At 61.2% G+C, this 19,281-nt stretch carries 13 protein-coding genes; 4 read left to right on the forward strand and 9 right to left on the reverse strand.

The genetic code is table 11. From position 1 onward, the window contains the following. Positions 1 to 34: 34 nt before the first annotated feature. From BW33_RS12895 to BW33_RS12915, 5 genes are read right to left on the reverse strand one after another with little or no spacing between them, the layout of a single operon-like run. Complete coding sequence (locus tag BW33_RS12895; protein WP_047599346.1) at positions 35 to 1,438, reverse strand: ATP-binding protein; 1,404 nt, start codon at positions 1,436 to 1,438, stop codon at positions 35 to 37. Then, entirely contained in the window at positions 1,435 to 3,249 is a 1,815-nt protein-coding gene (locus BW33_RS12900) for a DAHL domain-containing protein (protein ID WP_047599347.1), read from the reverse strand. Before BW33_RS12900 ends, BW33_RS12895 begins: the two co-directional genes overlap by 4 nt. Further along, positions 3,246 to 4,199 carry a cytochrome-c peroxidase gene (locus BW33_RS12905; protein WP_047599348.1) on the reverse strand — a complete coding sequence of 318 codons (954 nt, stop codon included), beginning with the start codon at positions 4,197 to 4,199 and terminating at the stop codon, positions 3,246 to 3,248. Before BW33_RS12905 ends, BW33_RS12900 begins: the two co-directional genes overlap by 4 nt. A 40-nt stretch (positions 4,200 to 4,239) precedes the next feature. Further along, a complete protein-coding gene (locus tag BW33_RS12910; protein WP_047599350.1) occupies positions 4,240 to 6,108 on the reverse strand; it encodes a putative bifunctional diguanylate cyclase/phosphodiesterase in 1,869 nt (622 codons plus the stop codon). After that, on the reverse strand, positions 6,105 to 8,369 hold the full coding sequence (locus BW33_RS12915) for a GGDEF/EAL domain-containing response regulator (protein ID WP_047599351.1): 2,265 nt from the start codon (positions 8,367 to 8,369) through the stop codon (positions 6,105 to 6,107). The genes BW33_RS12910 and BW33_RS12915 overlap by 4 nt, the downstream gene beginning before the upstream one ends. 241 nt (positions 8,370 to 8,610) lie before the next feature. Between BW33_RS12915 and BW33_RS12920 the strand changes: the two genes are divergently transcribed. From BW33_RS12920 to BW33_RS12935, 4 genes are all read left to right on the forward strand, one after another. Further along, the gene (locus BW33_RS12920) at positions 8,611 to 9,972 is read left to right on the forward strand and encodes an HD domain-containing phosphohydrolase (RefSeq protein ID WP_047599353.1); all 1,362 of its coding nucleotides are present in this window, start codon (positions 8,611 to 8,613) and stop codon (positions 9,970 to 9,972) included. 67 nt (positions 9,973 to 10,039) lie between these two features. Then, positions 10,040 to 10,474: an NUDIX hydrolase gene (locus tag BW33_RS12925; RefSeq protein ID WP_047599354.1), complete on the forward strand. Its 435-nt coding sequence runs from the start codon at positions 10,040 to 10,042 to the stop codon at positions 10,472 to 10,474. Positions 10,475 to 10,497: 23 nt separating this feature from the next. Further along, positions 10,498 to 11,136 carry a LysE family translocator gene (locus tag BW33_RS12930; protein ID WP_047599355.1) on the forward strand — a complete coding sequence of 213 codons (639 nt, stop codon included), beginning with the start codon at positions 10,498 to 10,500 and terminating at the stop codon, positions 11,134 to 11,136. 2 nt (positions 11,137 to 11,138) lie between these two features. Beyond that, on the forward strand, positions 11,139 to 11,684 hold the full coding sequence (locus BW33_RS12935; RefSeq protein ID WP_047599356.1) for a GNAT family N-acetyltransferase: 546 nt from the start codon (positions 11,139 to 11,141) through the stop codon (positions 11,682 to 11,684). A gap of 4 nt (positions 11,685 to 11,688) precedes the next feature. Here BW33_RS12935 and BW33_RS12940 read toward each other — a convergent pair whose 3' ends face one another. The 4 genes from BW33_RS12940 to BW33_RS12950 all read right to left on the reverse strand — a co-directional run bounded on the left by BW33_RS12940 (position 11,689) and on the right by BW33_RS12950 (position 19,192). After that, on the reverse strand, positions 11,689 to 12,909 hold the full coding sequence (locus BW33_RS12940) for a hypothetical protein (protein ID WP_152546119.1): 1,221 nt from the start codon (positions 12,907 to 12,909) through the stop codon (positions 11,689 to 11,691). A 211-nt stretch (positions 12,910 to 13,120) separates the two neighbouring features. Then, on the reverse strand, positions 13,121 to 14,038 hold the full coding sequence (metR, locus tag BW33_RS12945) for a transcriptional regulator MetR (protein ID WP_007968856.1): 918 nt from the start codon (positions 14,036 to 14,038) through the stop codon (positions 13,121 to 13,123). Positions 14,039 to 14,158: 120 nt separating this feature from the next. Continuing rightward, positions 14,159 to 14,473 (reverse strand): hypothetical protein, encoded by a 315-nt coding sequence (locus BW33_RS30365; protein WP_330217171.1) that lies wholly within the window; start codon positions 14,471 to 14,473, stop codon positions 14,159 to 14,161. Positions 14,474 to 14,482: 9 nt separating this feature from the next. After that, positions 14,483 to 19,192, reverse strand: coding sequence for a dermonecrotic toxin domain-containing protein (locus BW33_RS12950; RefSeq protein ID WP_330217172.1), 4,710 nt, complete (start codon positions 19,190 to 19,192; stop codon positions 14,483 to 14,485). Between the last annotated feature and the right edge of the window lie 89 nt (positions 19,193 to 19,281).

Here is a 19,281-nt window from a genome sequence, read left to right on the forward strand (position 1 = left end):
TTTTATCGATTCATCTGACTCACCCAAAAACATTTCAGGCAGCGGGTCGGCTCTGGCGCATCGGCAACTCGACGCGAAAGGTCGTGCCCACGCCGGGTTCGCTACGGACCGAAATGTCCCCGCCGTGTTTTTTCACGATGCCGTAGGACAGGGACAGGCCAAGCCCGGTGCCCTGACCGACCGGTTTGGTGGTGAAAAACGGATCGAAGATTTTTTGCAGGATGTCCGGCGCGATCCCCGCACCGGTGTCCGCGACTTCCACCCAGGCCGTGTCCTGCTGCTGCCCGGTGCGCAAAGTGATGGTGCCGCGCTCGGGCCCCATGGCCTGCGCCGCGTTGACCACCAGATTCATGATCACCTGATTGATTTGCGAGGGCAGGCACTCTATATCCGGCAACGGCTGATACTCCTTGATCACATCGGCCTTGTACTTGAGTTCGCTGGCGACAATATTCAGCGTCGAGTCGATGCCTTGTTGCAGATTGGCCCACTGCCATTGCTGATGGGTATCGACCCGGGAGAAGTCCTTGAGATCCTTGACGATCTGTCCGACCCGACCGATGCCTTCCTTGGATTCGCGGATCAGCACCGGGATGTCTTCGAGCAGAAAATCCAGATCGGCGTCTTTGCGCAGTTGCTCCAGCCGGGCCACGGATTCGCTGTCCGGCGTGGGGCCCAGCGTCTGCCAGGCATCGAGTACGCTCAGCAATTGGTTGAAGTAGCCGTCGAGGGTGCCGAGGTTGGAGGAAATGAAGCCGATCGGATTATTGATTTCATGGGCCACGCCGGCCGCCATTTGCCCCAGTGAAGCAAGCTTTTCCGACTGCACCAACTGACTTTCCAGTTGTTTGCGTTCATCGATTTCCCGTTGCAGTTCTTCGCTGGCCTGCTTGAACTGGGTGGTGCGCTGATCGACCAGATGTTCCAGGTGATGCATCTGCAACGAGGCGCGTTCGGTCATCTGCCATTTGGTCAGCAGGGTGTTGGCCATCTGCTGCACTTCGATGTTGTCGAACGGCTTTTTCAGGATCAGCAAACGGTCATGCGCCTGCAGGCGTTCGAGCAGTTCATCCCACGAGTAATCCGAGTAGGCGGTACACACCACCACCTGCAACTGCGGATCCTGTTGCCAGAGGTGTTCGATGGTCTTCGCGCCGTCCCAGCCATCGGGCATGCGCATGTCGACGAAGGCCAGCGCGTAGGGGCGTTGTTCCTGCAAGGCCTGCATCAGTTTGCCCAGGCCTTCCTCGCCGCCGTAGGCCGAGTCCAGCTCGAACGGCGGACGTTCGGCGCGAACCTGAGCGCCAAACAGTGCTGCTTCCATCTCGTCCAGTTCGACTGACTGTGCTGGCGGTGGCGCGAGGATCTTGCGGAAGTCTTCATGAATCGACGGCATGTCGTCGATCAGCAGAATGCGGCGGTTCGACAGCTCGCTCATGCGTTCTCCGTGACGCTGATCAGGGGGATCTGCAAGGTGAACAGCGCGCCCTTGCCCGGTCCGTCGCTGTGCGCGGTGAGGTGCCCGTTCATCTCGATGGCCGCCAGCGCGCAGCTGTGCAGACCAAAACCATGACCTTCCTTGCGGGTGGTGAAACCGTGGGCAAAGATCCGCGTCATGTTTTCCGGCGCGATGCCCTCGCCATCGTCCTTGACGCTGATTTCGAGGAAGTTGTCATCGACGATCCTTACCGCCAGGGTCATGGTGCGGGGGCGGTTGCTGAGGTCGGACATGGCGTATTTGGCATTGCTGATGAGGTTGATCAGGATCAGCAGCAAACGGTGTTTGTCGCCCATCACCTGCGGCACCTCGGCGTATTCCTTGACCACCGTGACGTGATGCCGGGTCAGGGCTCCGGCGTTCATGCGCAGCGCGTCTTCGAGCAACTCATTGATGAACAGCGGCTCGGTCATGCTGTTGGCGCCGGCATAGGACTGTTGGGTGGCGACGATGTCCTTGATGTGATCGACGCTTTTGTTCATCTGGTTCAGTTCGTCGACCATTTCCTGCTGTTCCTGGGCAATCGCGCCGACCAACTGATTGAGGTATCCGGGGAGCAATTTGCCCTTGGCGTCTTCGCTGAGAAAGGCGCCGAGGTCATGCGGATGTTCGTTGATCAGCTGCATCGCCTTGCCCAGACCCTGGGTCTTGCTGCTGCGTAGCTTGCGCGCGATCAGGTCGCTGGAAATGTTTACGCTGTTGAGCACGTTGCCGACGTTGTGCAGCACGTTGGTGGCGATTTCCGCCATGCCGGCCTGACGTGCCGCGTCGAGCAGCTCGCTCTGGGCGTCCTTGAGTTCCCGGGTGCGCTCCTCGACGCGTTGCTCCAGTGCATCGTTGGCGGATAGCAGGGCCGAATTGACCCGATTGATCTCGGCGAAACTGCCGATCAGGCGGATGGCCAGCCAGACCAGCGACAGCATCAGCAATACCGAAAACAGCAGCAGGTAGAAGTGGTATTGGCGGTCGATCCGATCGGCGCGCTGCTGGTCGTGATCAAGCATGGTGGTGATGTTGTCGAGGCTGTCGGCCACGGGAATGCCTTCGATGCTTTCGAGCAACTGGTTGACCAGTGGCTGCTCGCGAGCAATCAGTGAGATATGGCTGCTCAGGATTTTGATCGGGGTCTGAAACGCCGACGGCAGACGTTGCGCATTGACCTTCAGCTTGTTCAGGCCAACCTCGATATCGGCGGCCCGGTCGTCGGAGGTGACCTGGGCGAACTCGAGGGCGCTGAGCAGCAGGTCGTAAGTGTCGGTGGTGATGTTTTGCAGCTGCAATTTATCGAAATCCGACAGGCTGGCCAGTTGCTGCTGGATGTCGTCTTCGGCGGTGGGCAAAAAGGCCAGGGAGTTGCGCAACAGCGCGTTGTGCGATTTGAACTGTTCGACCAGTCGGGTCTTTTCCTGCATCGCCTGCAGGAAGCTCTCGTGAGCTTCGTTCCACTGCGCCGAGTTGCTGCGACCATGGCCGGACTCGATCGCGCCGAAGCGCGCCCAGAGCCGGTTCATCTCGTTCATCGGTGACACCAGCGGATCGTAGTTGTGGGTCAGTGCCACCCTGGCCTTGAGGATCTCATTTTCCCACAGCGAGTTCTGCTGTTTGATCTGCCGGATCAGATCCCGCGACTCGGTGTACGTCATGGTCTGGTCGGAGCTGGACTTGAAGTACAGAAACAGCAGGATCGAGGCCAGCGCCAGGGCGACCAGGGTCAGCAACAGCAGGCTGCGCCGCCGCGAGACGTTGTTCATGGCTTGCCTTCCGATTGGCCGGTCAGGGTCGTGAGAAACAGAATGATCAGTTTTTTATCCTCAACGCTGGGCATGCGCCCCAACTGGTACTGGAACATCACATCCACGGCCCGTTCGAGGGTGGGCGCCGAGCCGTCGTGAAAATACGGTGCGGTGATCGCGACATTGCGCAGGCTCGGCACTTTGAACACGGCCCGATCCGCCTCGTCGCCGGTCACATTGAAACGGCCCTGATCGGCCACGGTCGGGTTGCCGCGATCGGCAATGTAATCGCCGAACACACCGAATTTCTGGAACATGTTGCCGCCGATGTTCACCCCCTGATGGCAGGCGATGCAGCCGTACTCCTTGAAGCGCTGGTAACCGTACTTTTCCTCCAGAGTGAGGATATCGGTGTTGCCCAGCAGGTATTGATCGAAGCGTGAGTTGGGGGTCAGCAAGGTACGTTCGAAACTGGCCAGCGCCTGCTGGACATTGGCCCGGGTTACGCCGTCCGGGTAGGTGGCAGCGAAGTCGCGACGGTAGTCGGGGGCGTTGGCGATCCGCTCGATAACGGTGCGCCAGTCGCTGCCCATTTCATGCGGGCTGGTGATGACAACATTGCTCTGTTCTTCCAGCGTCTCGACGCGGCCATCCCAGAACTGGCGGAAGTTGAGGGCGGCGTTGAACACGGTCGGCGTGTTGACCGCCACCGGTTTGCCGTCGAACCCCAGAGAGAGCGCCCCGCTGTCGGCACCGTTCTTGTCCAGTTGATGGCAGCTGGCGCAGGACAGCGTGTTGTTGATCGATAACCGAGGATCGTGGAACAAGCGCCGTCCCAGTTCCACGCGCCTGGCGTCCTGCTGCGGCACGGCGGGCAACGGTTTGAGCGGCTCGTCCAGCGGCTCGGCAGCGGCGCCGGCGCAGAGTCCGCAAAGCAGCACCGCCATGGCTTGGCGAAAAACCATCATCGGTATTTGTCTCCTTGACTCAAGGCCGCTCTCGAGGCGTTCATGGCGTCGTCCTCGGTGGCGGGGCAGCACTGGCCAGCCAGTGCGCAAAGTCGTCAGCCGGCAGCGCCTTGCTGAAAAAGTAGCCCTGGCCTTCTTCGCAGTCGTGGGCCTTGAGGAACGCCAGTTGCTCGGCGGTTTCGATGCCTTCGGCGATGACGTTGAGCCCCAGACTCTTGCCCAGGCTGATGATGGCGCTGACCAGTGCTGCATCATTGCTGTCGTTGCACAGGCCGCGAATGAACGACTGGTCGATCTTCAGCACATCAATGGGAAAACGGCGCAGGTAACTCAGGCTGGAATAACCGGTGCCGAAGTCATCGATGGCCAGGCGGGTGCCCAACGCCTTCAAGCGATTGAGCGCAGCCATCGTTGTTTCGACGTTCTGCATCAGCACACCTTCGGTGATTTCGATCTCCAGCCAGTCAGGGGCCAGGCCTGTCTGCTCAAGCACGCGTTCGATACCCGCGACGAAGTCACGCTGGCGAAAATCGATGGGCGACATGTTGACCGACATGCGGATCGGCGGCAGGCCGGCTGTTTGCCAGGCGCGGGTCTGACGACAGGCTTCGCCCAATACCCATTTGCTCAAGGGCACGATCAGCCCCGTGTCTTCGGCCACCGGAATGAAGTCCGCCGGGTAGATCCAGCCGTGTCCCGGTTTCTGCCAGCGCACCAGTGCTTCGGCGCCGACCACTGTGCCGCTGCGCAGGTCGATTTTCGGCTGATAGTGCAGGACAAACTCGTGCTCTTGCAGAGCGCGGCGAATGCCCGACTCGATGCTGTGCTGCTCGCGGGCGTGCTGGTTCATGGCTTCGATGAAGAAGCCAATGCTGTCATGGCCGTGTTCCTTGACGTTGCGCATCGCCGTCTCGGCTTTCTTGATCAGCTCGATGGCTTCGAGGCCGTCATCGGGGTAGACGCTGATGCCCAGGCTGGCGGTGACGCTGACGTCATGTCCGGCAATCGTCTGCGGCAGACGAATGGCGGCCAGCAGTTTTTCCGCGACGCCGTGGGTTTGCTGAGGATGGTTGATGTCGCCGAGGATCACCACGAACTCGTCCGAGCCATAGCGAAACACCGAGTCGGAATCACGCACGCATGACAGCAGTTGGCGGGCGGTGCGTTTGAGCATTTCGTCGCCCGCCGGATGGCCCAACGCATTGTTGATGCGCTTGAAGCGATCCAGACCGAGGAACATCACCACCAGTTGCTTGTCATGGCGCCGGCAGACAGCCATGGCCTGGCTCAGGCGATCACCCAGCAAGGTGCTGTTGGGCAGCTCCGTGAGGCTGTCGTATTGCAACAGATGCGAGACCTTGAGCAATTCGTGAACCCGCGCTTCGATGGTCCGCTCAAGGCTGAGCATCTTCAGCGCTGCGTCCTGCGCCAGTTGCCATTTCCAGGTCAGGGCGTTGGCCATCTGGCGGATTTCCAGACTGTCGAACGGCTTTTTCAGGATCAGCAACTGGTCGCCGAATTCCAGCCGTTCGGCCATCGCCTCCCAGCTGTAATCGCTGTACGCCGTGCACAGGGCGATCTGCAGGTTGGGGTCGACTTGCCATAATTGCTCGATGGTTTCCAGGCCATCCCAGCCCGGTGGCATGCGCATGTCGATGAACGCCAGAGCATACGGACTGCCATGGCTCAGCGCCTGTTTGACCAGGGCCAGGGCTTCCTGGCCCTGATAGGCGGAATCGAGCTGGAAGGTCAGGTGCGGCGATTGGCGAGTGCCGAACAGCGTCTGTTCCAGCTGATGCAAGTCGGCGTCGTCCTGCGGGGCCAGAATCTTGCGAAAGTCCTCATGAATCGCTGGCGTGTCATCGATGATCAGGATGCGCCGGTTGGTCTGTGGGAAGGGCGCTTTCATGCCTCATCCTCCTTGGGGGAGGGCGCCGGGCGGGGCACGTCCCGGAGCAACCGACCCGCCTGTTCGGCGTTGACCGCTTCGCTGAAATACAACCCCTGTGCGCTGGGCAGCGGTGCTTCGGCACGGGGTACATCGGGTCGATTCAGCGGTGTCTGGCCTTCGGCGATGATGCCGATGTCCAGATCCCGGGCGAAATTGACGATCGCTCGCAGAGCGTTGGCTCCGGCCACATCCTGGGACGCACTGGCGATAAAGCTCTGGGCCAGTTTGAGGTGATTGACCCGGTAGGTTTTCAGGTAATCGAACGAGGAATATTCGGTGCCGAAATCATCGATGGCGATCGCCACGCCCAGCTCACGCAGGCGTGGCAATGCATCGTTGTGGGTCCATTTGGTCTGGGCCAGCGTGGCCTCGGTGACATCGAATCGCAGGTCCCAGGGGGCGAGTTCCCAGCGGGCGGTGGTGCGCAGCACGTCATAGATCAGTTCGGGGCCGCTCTTGAGCTGTGCCAGGGAAATCTTGATCGCCATCACCGGCGGGGCGACCCCGTCATTTCGCCACAGGTGCATCTGGTGGCAGGCGTGATTCAGTACCCAGCGTCCGAGCGGAATGATCGCGCCGGTTTTCTCCGCAATCGGTACGAAGGCGGAGGCGGGTAGCAGGCCGAGGCGCGGATGTTGCCAGAGGATTTGTGCCTCCATGCCCAGAATCCTGCCGCTGTGCAGATCAATTTCCGGCGCGTAATGCAGCAACAGTTCATTGCCCTGAAGGGCGCTGGTCAATTCGTCGACGAGGGTCATGCGTTCGGCCACTTCCCGCGAGATGTCCTCGGAGTGGAAGTGATACTGATTGCGCCCCATTTCCTTGGCGCGGTACAGCGCCATGTCGGCCTGCCCGAGCAGGCTGTCGGCGTCGAGACTGAGCTCGCTGTAACTGCTGATGCCGATGCTCACCGAAATGTGCAGCGCATTGCCGGCCAGGTTGTAGGGGGCCAGCAGCGTGTCGCGGATATTGGCCGCCATGGCGGCTGATTGGGTCGGATCGCTGACGTCCAGTTGCAGGATCGCGAATTCATCGCCGCCCAGACGCGCCACCACGTCGCTTTCGCGCACGCCTGATTTGATGCGTCGGGCGACTTCCTGCAGCAGCAGATCGCCCACCGGGTGGCCCAAGGTGTCGTTGATCCGTTTGAAGTGGTCAAGATCCAGATAAAACACCGCAAAAGGCGCAGCACCCCGACGCGCGGCGGCGAAGGCCTGATGCAGGCGTTCAATCAGCGTGGCGCGATTGGCCAGGCCTGTCAGGCCGTCGGAGCGGGCCAGTAACGCCAGTTTTTCTTCGGCCACGCGACGCTCGGTGATGTCGAGGATGATGCCTTCGACTTCCAGCAGACGGCCGTCATCATCGCGCACCGGGATGTAGCGGTTCTCCACCCAGCGCCAGGTGCCCTGGCCGGTTCTCAGGCGAAACTCGATCGACGCGCCCGACGCATGCCGATCCAGCACCCGGGCCATGGCGGCATCGACGCTGGCCTGATCGTCCGGGTGAATCAGTTCCTGCGCCCAGTTGGGCGAGCGCAGCAGGTCGGCGGCGACATGGCCGTAGCGGGTGATGTTGTGGGAGATGTACATCAGGGCAAACGACGGATCGCCGCGCAGCCGGTACAGGATGGTCGGGCTGTTCTGCACAATCATGTTGGCGTCGGACAGCTCGCGGGTGCGCTCCTGAACCGCCTGTTCCAGCTGGTTCATCTTCAGCTCGGCGTCTTCGGTCATCTGCCATTTGACCGTGAGCGCGCTGGCCATCTGCCGGATCTCGATCGCGTCGAACGGCTTTTTCAGAATCAGCAAGCGGTCATTCAGTGCCAGACGCTGGTCGATGTCCTCCCAGGAATAGTCGGAATAGGCCGTGCACAGCGCGACTTGCAGCTTGGGGTCGACTTGCCACAGCCGTTCGATGGTCTCCAGGCCATCCCAGCCTGGCGGCATGCGCATGTCGATGAACGCCATGGCATAGGGGCGGTTTTCAGCCAGCGCGGCTTCGAGTTTTTCCAGGGCCTCGCGCCCCTGAAAGGCCGAGTCCAGCTCGAAATGCTGGGACGGTGTCGCGGACTGGGTGCCAAACAACAGATTCTCGGTTTCGCCCAGGCCATCGTCAGCGGGGACGAGCGGGCAGAGAATCTTGGCGAAATCGCCATGGATCGACGGGCTGTCGTCGACGATGAGCACTCGGCGATTGATCTGCGCTGCTGGCTGGTTCATGCCGCGCCGCCTATGGGGCCGCTGGCGGGTGTCATCCGGGGCATCCTTTTCCCTCACAGCTTGTCGGTTCGACCGATGGAGTATTGCGCCGTGTTCAGCATAGTCGTCCCGGCGCGACGCTGTTGCCTGTGAGTGAAGATTTGCGTGAATGCAGTCAAAAATCATCTAGCCTTGGACTCAGGCGCGGGCCAGTGAGGCGGTCGGTCGATGTGTCGTTAACCCTGTTTCTTGAGGCCAAGCCATGGAAGAACAATCCACCCCGTTGCCGGTACATCGACCCAAGGTGTTGCTGGTCGATGATGAGGAATCGATCCTCAACAGCCTGCGCCGTCTGCTGCGGGGGCAACCCTATGACGTCCTGCTGGCGACCAGCGGTGCCCAGGCGCTGGAGATGCTGGAGCAGCAGCCCGTGGACCTGGTGATGAGCGATGCGCGCATGCCGAACATGGATGGCGCCTCGTTACTGGCGCATGTCCGTCAACGCTATCCGGCGACCGTGCGCATCATGCTCACCGGTTATGCCGACCCGTCGGCAATCATCAAGGCGATCAACGACGGGCAGATTCACCGCTACATCAGCAAACCGTGGAATGACGAGGAGTTGCTGCTGATTCTGCGCCAAGCCCTCGAACATCAGCATTCCGAGCAGGAGCGCCAACGTCTGGAGCGCCTGACCCGGGTGCAGAACGACCAGCTCAAGCTGCTCAACAGCACCCTGGAAAAGCACGTCGCGGCGCGTACCGCCGAGTTGCAGCAGACCGCCGACATGCTCGATCTGGCCTACGAAGAACTCAAACACAGCTATGTCACCGGCACCGAGGTGTTCTCGCTGCTGGCCAATCTGCGTCTGCCACCTGCCAAACAGACCAACCGGCAGATCATCGAACTGGTGCGCAGCTACTGCAAACAGCATGGTCTGGACGAGGCCACCAGCCGCGACATGACCATGGCCGCCGCGCTGTACAACATCGGCAAGCTGAGCTGGACCGACGGCATGATGACCACGCCTTCGGACTTGCTGCGTCACACCGATCGCGAGCGATATCGCAGCTACCCCAAACAGAGCGAATCGCTGCTGATGACGCTGGACCCGATGAAGGACGCCGCCCGCCTGATCCTGCATCACCAGGAGCGCTGGGACGGCAGCGGGTTTCCTGATCGGCTCAAGGGCGAGGCGATTCCGTTGGGGTCGCGTTTGTTGAAACTGGCGGTGGATTTCGTCGAGTTGCAACGCGGTCTGATCCTCGAACGGCATTTGAACAGCGACGAAGCGCTGCTGTACCTGCGCCAGTACGCCGGGCGTTTGTATGATCCCGAGCTGGTCGAAGATTTCGTTCAGGTGTGCGCGGCATTTCTGGGCGACGTCACCCTGGCCGACCCGTCGGTCAAGGTGCTGACCACCCGGGACCTGGCGGCGGGGATGATTCTGGCGCGTAATCTCAATGCCGATAACGGCATGCTGCTGCTCAACGCCGGCAAGGTCCTCAGTGCGCTGTTGGTGGAAAAGCTGATTGCCTTCGAAGCCATGGAGGGCGGCAAATACAAGATTTTCGTCAAGGTGCCCGAGGAGGATGAAACCGCGCTCAAGGCTCAGGGGGAGTGACCTGTGAGGTGACGGGATCAGGCCAGGCATGGGATCCTTGCGGTTTTTCCAGGCCGGTGGCTGACCCATGACCTCTGCATCCGTTGTCGCTCCAAACCTCATCCGTATCGCCGCTGCGCTGCTGCTCAACGCCGAAGGCCAGACCCTGCTGGTGCGCAAGCGCGGCACCACGGCGTTCATGCAGCCGGGCGGCAAGATCGAAGCGCATGAGTTGCCGGTGCACGCACTGGCCCGCGAGCTGGAAGAAGAGCTGGGCCTGCAGATCGACCCGGCGCAGGCCTCCTTCGTTGGCCAGTTCTCGGCACCGGCAGCCAACGAGCCGGGGTTTGTCGTGCAAGCGGAGATCTTTCAGCTGACCATCGACACTGACGTGACCCCGGCTGCCGAAATCGAGGAAGTGCTCTGGATCGATCCGGCGACTGACGCGGATCTGGTTCTGGCGCCATTGACACGCGACCTGATCCTGCCGTTTTATCGCAACTCGCTGACGGTGCTCGCCTGATCATTCACGCAAAGGACATTGCCATGATCCCGCTTCAAGACCTGCTGATCTTCGCCGCCGCGGCGCTGTTGATGGTACTGACGCCGGGGCCGAACATGATTTACCTGATCTCGCGTTCGATCTGTCAGGGACGCAAGGCCGGGGTCACTTCTTTGCTCGGTGTGGTGGCGGGATTTTTCGTGCACATGTTTGCCGCGGCTGCCGGTTTGACCGCAGTGTTTCTGGCGGTGCCGATGGCTTATGAAGTGCTGAAGTGGGCCGGTGCGCTGTACCTGCTGTGGCTGGCCTGGCAAGCGGTCAAACCCGGTGCGCGCTCGCCGTTCGAAGCACAGCAACTGCCGCCGGACTCGTCGCGCAAACTGATCACCATGGGTTTTCTCACCAGCGCGCTGAACCCGAAAATCGCCGTCTTCTATCTCTCGGTGTTTCCGCAGTTCATCACCCCGGAACACGGTTCGGTATTCACCCAGAGCATCATTCTTGGCCTGACCCAGATCAGCGTCAGTTTCAGCGTCAACCTGCTGATCGCGCTCTTCGCGGCGGGCATCGCTTCGTGGTTCGTCAACAACCCGACCTGGCTGGCGGCGCAGCGTTATTTCATGGGTTTTGTGCTGGGCGGTCTGGCCGTGCGGCTGATGCTTGAACAACGCAAGGCAGGCTGAACATGTGGATCGAACGCCTCGACGCCAGCCACGCGCTGGCTTACCGCGAGCTGATGCTTGAAGCCTATGACCGTCATCCGCAGGCCTTCACTTCTAGCGTGCGCGAGCGCGCGGTGATGCCGTTGAGCTGGTGGGAAGGGCGCCTGACCAGCAAGCTCGACGCGGTGTTCGGTGCGTTCGAAGACGGTCGGCTGGCGGGCATCGTCGGCCTGGCGTTCGAACCTCGGGAAAAGGCCCGGCACAAGTCGACCCTGTTCGGAATGTATGTGTCAGCCGACTTTCGCCAGCACGGTCTGGGACAGAAACTGGTCGAGGCGACCATCGCCGAAGCACAAAAACATCCAGAGCTGAAACTGATCCAGTTGACCGTCACCGCCGGCAATGACGCTGCGTTCAAGCTGTACCAGCGCTGTGGCTTCGTCCAGTTCGGCCTTGAACCGCTGGCGGTGCGGGTCGGTGAGGATTATTTCGACAAGATCCATATGTGGCGCGATATCACGGTGCAGCAGGGTGGGGGGGAAACAGTCGCCTCCTCCCGGCCCCAGTGATTGATCAAGGGTAGGCGATCGACAGCACTGGCCCGGTATAAAGCGGCAGTTCGAGTTTGGCTGCAGACGCGCTCATGACTCCGCCAGAACTGTTGAGCTGTTCGACTTTGATGTTGCGCAAGCCGAAGTCATTGCCGTTACTGCCGTCCTGGTAGTTGCTGATGTACAGCCGTGCCGTCTGCTGCGTGGTAATGGTGAATGCCTTTAAAAACAGGTACCAGATACCATTCTTCGGCACTTCACGGCGATCGCCGATGTGTTGCGGGTCTTCGGCGCTCAGGATCGGGTTGACCAGGGACGAGTTGGGGCTGTCGGCAACATGCGTGCCCTCGAAGGTGAACTGGTATTGCCCGGGAACGAAAGTGAAGTCGCGATAAAGGACAACCCCGACGAAGCCGTTCGGGGTGCCCTGATCGGTGAAGTTGAAAAAGGCCGTTACCGGTTTACCGTCCATGGGGAACTGACGGATGGATCCGGAACGGGCTGCGGTATGGGCGATCCAGCCGTTATAAGTCTCCGCCAGTGATGTGCAGTGATCCTGCCAGAGGGTGACCGAACCGGTCTGTGACAGGCTGATGTTGTCCAGTTGATCCACCAACTGTGCGCTGACCGGATGGGTGCCACCACCGATTTGCTGGAGGTCGGCGGCGGTCAAGGTGTAGGTGAACGATTTGGCAGCAGGCAGATTGGCAATGGTTTTACTCCAGGTGCCTATGGTCAGTGTCACCCGGTCGTAATCGCGGGGGTAGGTGCGGGTCAGGGTGAATGTGGCCGGTAGTGTCGGGCCGAGGCTGGGCGGATGGCTGACCGAGATGTCGGAGACCGGGTTATTGAACAGCAGGTTCAGCACGGGTGTTGAGTCGGCGAAGTTACCGCTGATGCGCTTCACTCGGTAAAACATCTGATTGAGGCCGTCTTTCAGCCATCCCCATGGCAATTCCATTGTTATCGTGTCGTTCTCTTCGCCGTTCTCGATGGACTTGATCGCGTCAGTCGGCTTGCCGTTGACATAGACCTGGAGGGAGTCGCCGACGGCCAGCGCTAATGAGCGAGTCTTGAGAGGGTCGATCACCATGTGCAGAGGTGTGGGCGGCGAATAAATGCTCGACGCAATCCCCCCATCGTACTTCCCTGTCGGCAGAACCGGTTCTTTCCACCCAGGTATGGACATGGGCGACAGCGCGAGCGTTGCGTTGGCTTGCGATGATTTGAGATCGCTGTTCATCTTCTGTCCTCGGCTGTGGTGCCTGAAGCGTTTTGGCGGCAGACACCATCAGAACGCGAGGGTAAGGATGTGTCACCTGTCAGATCTGACAGGTCAGCAGTGTTTCAAGACCAGCGGTCACCCCCTCAGAGCAAAAGATTGCAACCGGCGGCAGCTCCTGCACCGATCCCTGTAGGCGCTGCCGCAGGCTGCGATCTTTTGCTTTTGACTGTCAGCGCACCGCGCTGACCCCATCCAGCGTCGAGAACGAAGTGTCCTTGGCTGTCAGCAGGAAATCGCGCATGTACGGCGCATCGAGCATGTCCGCACGAATCGCCGCATACAGCGTGGCGAACAGACCTTTCTCGCCCAGGCGCTTGGCCTTCACGTAACCGCGCGAGCTGTATTCGTGCAGCGCCCAGTGCGGCATGCCGCAGACGCCACGGCCGCTGGCGACCAGTTGCATCATCATCACCGACAGCTCCGAGGTGCGCACCTGCGCGGGTTCGATGTCGGCCGGTTCGAGGAAGCGGGTGAAGATGTCCAGCCGATCGCGTTCCACCGGATAAGTGATCAGGGTTTCAGTCAGCAGGTCTTCGGGAACGATGTACGGTTTGCTCGCCAGCGGGTGCTGGTTGGCCACCGCGAGCATCGCTTCGTAGGTGAACAGCGGCACGTAAGTGATGCCGGCGATGTCCAGCGGATCGGAGGTCACCACCAGGTCCAGATCGCCGCGGGCCAGCGCCGGCAGCGGGGCGAAGGCGAAGCCCGAGGCAAGGTCGAGTTCGACCTCCGGCCAGGCGTCGCGGAACTGGTCGATGGTCGGCATCAGCCACTGGAAACAGCTATGGCATTCGATCGCCATGTGCAGGCGCCCTGCGGTGCCGCCGGCCAGACGACTGATGTCACGTTCGGCGGCGCGCAGCAGGGGCAGGGTCGCGTCAGCCAGTTGCAGCAGGCGCAGGCCGGCGCTGGTGAAACGCACCGGTTTGGTCTTGCGCACGAACAACGGCATGCCCAGGCGTTCCTCCAGTTCCTTGAATTGGTGCGACAGCGCCGATTGGGTCAGGTGCAGGCGGTCGGCGGCATCGACCAGGCTGTCGGCCTCGCGCAGGGCATGCAGGGTTTTCAGATGACGGATTTCAAGCACGGCTGACCCCATGAGGAAAATTTGTGACAAATTCGAAAGCGGTGAGTTTGTCTCATGTTGATCAGCCTGTCGACCGCTCAAACAGCAGCGGGGCACAGTCAGTGCCCCGCTGCTTTTGTTCTAGAGATCAGCGAAGTGCTGGTTGCCCAGCGGTTTGCCGATGTCGCCGCGCCAGATCGTCTCGACCTGAGTGCCACCGGCTGCCTGGGCCTGCTGCCATTGCAGGCCGAGATTGCGTTGCTCCGGCAATTTCAGATGAGCTTTGACGAAGTCGGCGAACGGCACCTTGTCCGAGGTGTAGTGAAAGTGTGCGAACCATAGCGTGCGCGGTGGGGTGCTGGTGAGGTCGCGCACTTGGTATTCCTGAAGGAAATCCTTGCGTCCGTCAGCGCGTTTGCCCAGTGCCCGCAGTGAACCTTCGCGGCGGATATCCACCACTTGTTGTTACAGCAGATAGTCCAGATAGCCTTCCGTGGGTGTCTTGCTGCGCAGTGACTGATCAATGCGCAGCGTACGACCGGTACGTCGCAGTTCACTGGCCTTGGCGTGCAATTGCAGCACCAACGGTTCGCTCGGCGATAGCCGTTCGATGGCCTGGGCGCGGGTGCTCAGCTCGGTCGCTTCGCTGCTGAACATGTGTTCCAGATCCACCGGCAACATGTCCTGACGAGTGTAGCCCTGCACCTTGGCGCTGTAGGCCGTAACCGCCTCCAGACGTTTTCGCGCTTCTGCGAGCAATGGTTGAACATCGGTCGGCAGCGGTGTTGCGGCGGGTGCGGGGGGGGGTTGCAGATGATATTTGCCGCTGGAGCGCGGCAGCCAGGTTTCGCGGAAACCGTCGATGCCTTCGACGGTGAAGCGTTTTTCCCGGGTGCCGGCGTCAATGCTTTCGGTACCGATCAGCAATTGGTTGTCCTCGGTTTCGAACAGTTGCCTGCCGCCCGGCTCTCTCGGTTTGATCGGCGGTCGCTGTTTGATCGAGTGCCGCGCGTGTGCTTCGACCTTGGTCAGGCCATCGAGGAATGGCCCGACCTGTTCCAGATCCAGATGCTGCGCATAACCCAGCGTCCAGGCGTTGAGCTGACGACGGAAGCCGGCATAGATCTGCAGGCAATCTTCGATCACCTGTTTGCGCTCGACCAGGCTGGCGCTGACTTCTGGCAGGTGATGCTGGGTCAGCAGCGCGCGCCCGACCTTGACCCGGGCGTCTTTGAGCTGGGTATGAAAATACACCCAGGACAGGTCGGTGACTGCGTCGTAGCGGGTAATGATTTCCAGCAGATGCGCAGTCCTCAGGTAGTGGTGCGTGTTGTCGCCCAGGTTGCGGTTGAGCGCGGTCATGTCTTTCGCCATCCGGACTTTCTGCGCGTGTTTGCTGATGCGGTTGTTCCACAGGTTGGCCTGCTCGGTGATCGCGTGCAGTTGATCGAACTCCTTGAGGAAATCCTTGCGTACCTGCTTGCGCCGGGCCATGAGTTTGATATGGGCCGCTGTATTGCCGAAAGGGGTGGCATCGGACTCGGCGACCAGTGCGTCGATCCGGTTCAGGTGTTCCAGCAAGCGATCGCGGGCGACGGTGACGCGCTGTACGGCGCGGCCGACCACGATCCAGGCACAGCGGCTCTGGATGTCTTCGATCTGCAGACGCTTGCGGCCGTGGCTCAGGGGCAACAGTTCGGCAAGGTTGTCATATTGGGCGATCGCGATGTCGATGTCGTTCAGGCATGCTGCGTCGACTGCTGTGTGTAGTGGCTTACGCTGGGCGACGTCGAGTTTCTGGTAGTTCTCCAGCAACTGGTTGGTAGCACGTGTCTGGGTTTCAAGGCGCCGGGTATAGGCGTCGGCGGTGTTGGTCAGGGTCAATTGCCGGCGCAGTTGCCGATCGGTCCACCAGCGCGGTAGCCACGCACGGATCGGCGCGGGCCAGAGTGGGTCCATACCGTCGGCCAGATGTCCGAGCACGGCGCCGCCGCCGGCACCGCCGCCGTCCAGAACGGTGCCGTATACCGCGTAATGGGTGTTCCACTGGCCGTTTTCGTCGAGGGCGATCGGTTGTTTGTAGCTGCGCATCCACGTGCCGTAAAGCCTCCAGCCACGTGGCGCATCATTGAGCTGAACCCGATAGATGCGACCCTGACGAACGATGAAGTCACCATCGGCGTGGCGGTAGACGTTGCGATAGACACCGTGGGTGGCGGGGTGCAGGCCGGCGAGGGAGATTTCGAATTCGTACTCGTAACCCTTGAAGCGCTTGAGCGACTGCCTGGCCCATTGCCAGGATGTTGGCATCGCGGCGGATCTGCCCAGTGCCGCGCGTTGTCGCTGACGGCTGGCCAGACGTGTGGCAGCGGGTGCCGAGACAGTTGCGGGAAGTACATCCATTGCCGCGTCGATCAGCGACAGCAGCACCGCTTCCACCTCCGCCAGACCATGCCCGAGCTCGCCGCGCAAGAACGCCGCGACGGCCAGATTAGCGCTGTTCCAGGCGTCATACAGGGCCACGGCCGTGCCCACGAACGGCAGCATGCCGATGGCCATTTTCAGATAGTTGAACAGCGCGCCGGACTTCAAGGCACAGCGTTCCAGGTACAAGGCATCGTTGGACCGAGAACTGCTGCGATGGGCCTCCAGCAACCGGCCCATGTGCACGTTCAATAGATGCAAGGCCAGCGATGTGGTCGCCGGCCAGGCCATCCCGACGCCGATCAGGGCATCGAAATTACGCAGCTGGGCCTGGTTGATCCGGCTGACATGGCTGGCTAAGTCGCCACTCACGGCACGTCCGGCCAGGTAATTGACCACTTTGCTGTCCACACAACGCCGGAACAGATCCATACGCGCCAGTTCCAGCGTTTCGTACTGACGCAGGAAGATGGCGTCGGTGCTGTCGGGCAGGTACAGCAGGGTCAGGCCACTGGTTTGCTCGACAATGAACGTGACACCCGCGAGCGTGCTCGGTCCCTGATGCGCGGTGTCCTCTCCACCGACCGTCAGGTGCACCGGCAGCAGCGCGATGCGTTGTCCATCCACGGCATACGCTTGAGGTGTAGTCGCATCGATGGCGATCTTCAGCATGGCATGACCGGCACTGTCGATGTGCCGTTGCAGCAGGGCGAATTCAGCTTGCAACCGGAGCATCAGGCGCCACGGTTCGCTCAGGCATTCGCGGCGCCAGGCCTGCTGAAATGCAGGTTCTGCCGGTGCGCCGAAAAACGTCTGGCGAATCAGTTCTTCGTAACGTCCGGGCAGATCCAGTTCTGTCACCAGTTTGCTCAAATAGGCCGGGGTGATCCCGTTTTCGAGGTTCTGTCGATCAGCTGGATTCTCGGCGCGGATCTTCGCCTGCATGAACGCCAGTCGCCACTGCACGTCCTGATCGATGTTTTCCTGTGCCAGTTGTTCAAGGGTGAGATCGCCGCGTGTGTCGCTCGCGGTCAGGATATTGCGTTGCGGTGTGCCGGGCGCAGCGCCTTCCATCACGGTTTTTTGCCAGAAGGTCGAATCGGGCAGATCAAGGCTCACGCTCACGCTTTGTTTGAGCGCGAAGTCTGCGCGCAAGCGGGCGTCGATGCGCTGTTCGGCGAAGGCCTGACGCGGCGGTAATTCCCGTTCGAGCAACGCATGAGCGCGTTGCATGGCGCCGAGGTACTGGCTGATCAGCGTTTTGATTCGTGCACGTGGCGCGTCGTCCAGCTTTTCAAACCATGCAGGCAGGTTGTCGGCCAGCGCCGCGCTGCGGTCTTGCGCCTGACGTTCGGCAAATGCCTGTTCGCGAGCCTGCGCGACGGCCACGGTCAGGCGTGGCAGGTGTTGTTCGCGCAGCTTTTCCATCTCGGCCCGGCGTTCGTCGGCCCGGCCGGGGAGCGGGTTGTCGCGCAGAATCTGCGCGGCCTGCTGTTCGCACGCATAGAGCTGCTGATCAAGCGACCAGACGAGCGGGTCGCCCGTCAGTGGCGTCAGGTGCAGGGTCAGCCCGCCGTCGTTGGGCGAGCGTTTGAACAGGTTCTGCTCCAGCGCCATGCGCGAGGTAAAACGCTGCAGTCCGCCGAACTGGCCGGGCCAGTAAAGCAGCAGGGCGTCGGTCGAACCGGACGCCAGCGCCGCAGTCGTCGCGATGATCAGTACACCTTGAAGATCCTCGACGGCAGTGATGCCCTGATCTGCCGCCGCCAACGATACACGGGCGATAACCCCGTCCGCTGTCGGCAGGTTGCGCCCCGGTGCGTCGAGCAACGCGATAACGCGCCGATGCTCCTCGACGGTCAGTTGATCCAGCACCCTTTGCAGTTCGACCTCGGCGCGCAGCCCCGCGACACGCGCCTGGAGCAGGGCGTGGTAGTTCACGTTGCTGGCCTGGCGCAGTTCGAGCATCGTCAGCGGATGGTGGCTGTCGAGCAGGGCGGATGCCGCGTCCTGACTGGCTTGCCGAGCCTCGCTCAAGGCGTCGAATCGTTGCGCCAGTTGTTGGCGTTGCGGGCTGTCCGGCTCGGCGTCACCAAACAGGCGGTCAAGAGCACGTTGTTCAAGCGCCAGCGTCTGCCGGCGCAGGTCCAGGGGAATGTCGGCAACCAGCAAGCCGAAGGGTGCAACCTCATCGACGGTTTGCCCGGCACTCTCCGGCAGGGTCGGCGCGACCGGGAAGAATTTGTCGAGCGCGGCCCAGCTGGCACCAGTGCTTGCCGATGTGGACATCAGTGGTTCAATTCCGCGTGTGAGCGGATCGCTACCGAACTCGATGAAGTCCAGCGAGGTGATGCGTAGCGGTTCCGCGTGCAGGTCAATCAGCCTGCGTTCAAGAGCAGTCTGCTGTTCGAAACGGATCAACGGTTGCGGGTGCGCGGGCAGATAAAGCAGCAACGTTTCCTCCAGCTGGATGAGCAATGTGCCGTACACGCGCAGACGGCTGTTATCGACACGGTTGAGTACCGGTTGCGCAACCCGCAGGTCCGCCGCGATCTTGCTTGAAGGTGTGAGGAGCGGCGCCAGCCTGTGTCGTTGTGAGGTGTCGAGCTTGCCTTCGGCCACCGCCCATTGAAGCGCGGCCTCGAAATGCAGGTGATAGAGACTCAGGGCATGCGCGCGCCGCGACATCGCAGTGCCGGGCGCGCGGCCCCCCCACCAGGCGCTTTCGGGCTGTTGGGGATGGTGGGCCATGAGATCCCGCCATTGCTGGTGACAGTCGTTCAAACGAGCCGTCGCCAACAGGTAAAGATTTTGATCGACGATTGGCTGTAGCCGCTGAT

The organism is Pseudomonas sp. RIT288, assembly GCF_000631985.1.
In the GTDB taxonomy this organism is placed as follows: Bacteria; Pseudomonadota; Gammaproteobacteria; order Pseudomonadales; family Pseudomonadaceae; genus Aquipseudomonas.

What these genes read in the sequence shown, in the direction of transcription:
- BW33_RS12895 (WP_047599346.1), bottom strand. Translation starts at nt 1,438, where the DNA reads ATGAGCGAGCTGTCGAACCGCCGCATTCTGCTGATCGACGACATGCCG.
- BW33_RS12900 (WP_047599347.1), bottom strand. Translation starts at nt 3,249, where the DNA reads ATGAACAACGTCTCGCGGCGGCGCAGCCTGCTGTTGCTGACCCTGGTC.
- BW33_RS12905 (WP_047599348.1), bottom strand. Translation starts at nt 4,199, where the DNA reads ATGATGGTTTTTCGCCAAGCCATGGCGGTGCTGCTTTGCGGACTCTGC.
- BW33_RS12910 (WP_047599350.1), bottom strand. Translation starts at nt 6,108, where the DNA reads ATGAAAGCGCCCTTCCCACAGACCAACCGGCGCATCCTGATCATCGAT.
- BW33_RS12915 (WP_047599351.1), bottom strand. Translation starts at nt 8,369, where the DNA reads ATGAACCAGCCAGCAGCGCAGATCAATCGCCGAGTGCTCATCGTCGAC.
- BW33_RS12920 (WP_047599353.1), top strand. Translation starts at nt 8,611, where the DNA reads ATGGAAGAACAATCCACCCCGTTGCCGGTACATCGACCCAAGGTGTTG.
- BW33_RS12925 (WP_047599354.1), top strand. Translation starts at nt 10,040, where the DNA reads ATGACCTCTGCATCCGTTGTCGCTCCAAACCTCATCCGTATCGCCGCT.
- BW33_RS12930 (WP_047599355.1), top strand. Translation starts at nt 10,498, where the DNA reads ATGATCCCGCTTCAAGACCTGCTGATCTTCGCCGCCGCGGCGCTGTTG.
- BW33_RS12935 (WP_047599356.1), top strand. Translation starts at nt 11,139, where the DNA reads ATGTGGATCGAACGCCTCGACGCCAGCCACGCGCTGGCTTACCGCGAG.
- BW33_RS12940 (WP_152546119.1), bottom strand. Translation starts at nt 12,909, where the DNA reads ATGAACAGCGATCTCAAATCATCGCAAGCCAACGCAACGCTCGCGCTG.
- BW33_RS12950 (WP_330217172.1), bottom strand. Translation starts at nt 19,192, where the DNA reads ATGGCCCACCATCCCCAACAGCCCGAAAGCGCCTGGTGGGGGGGCCGC.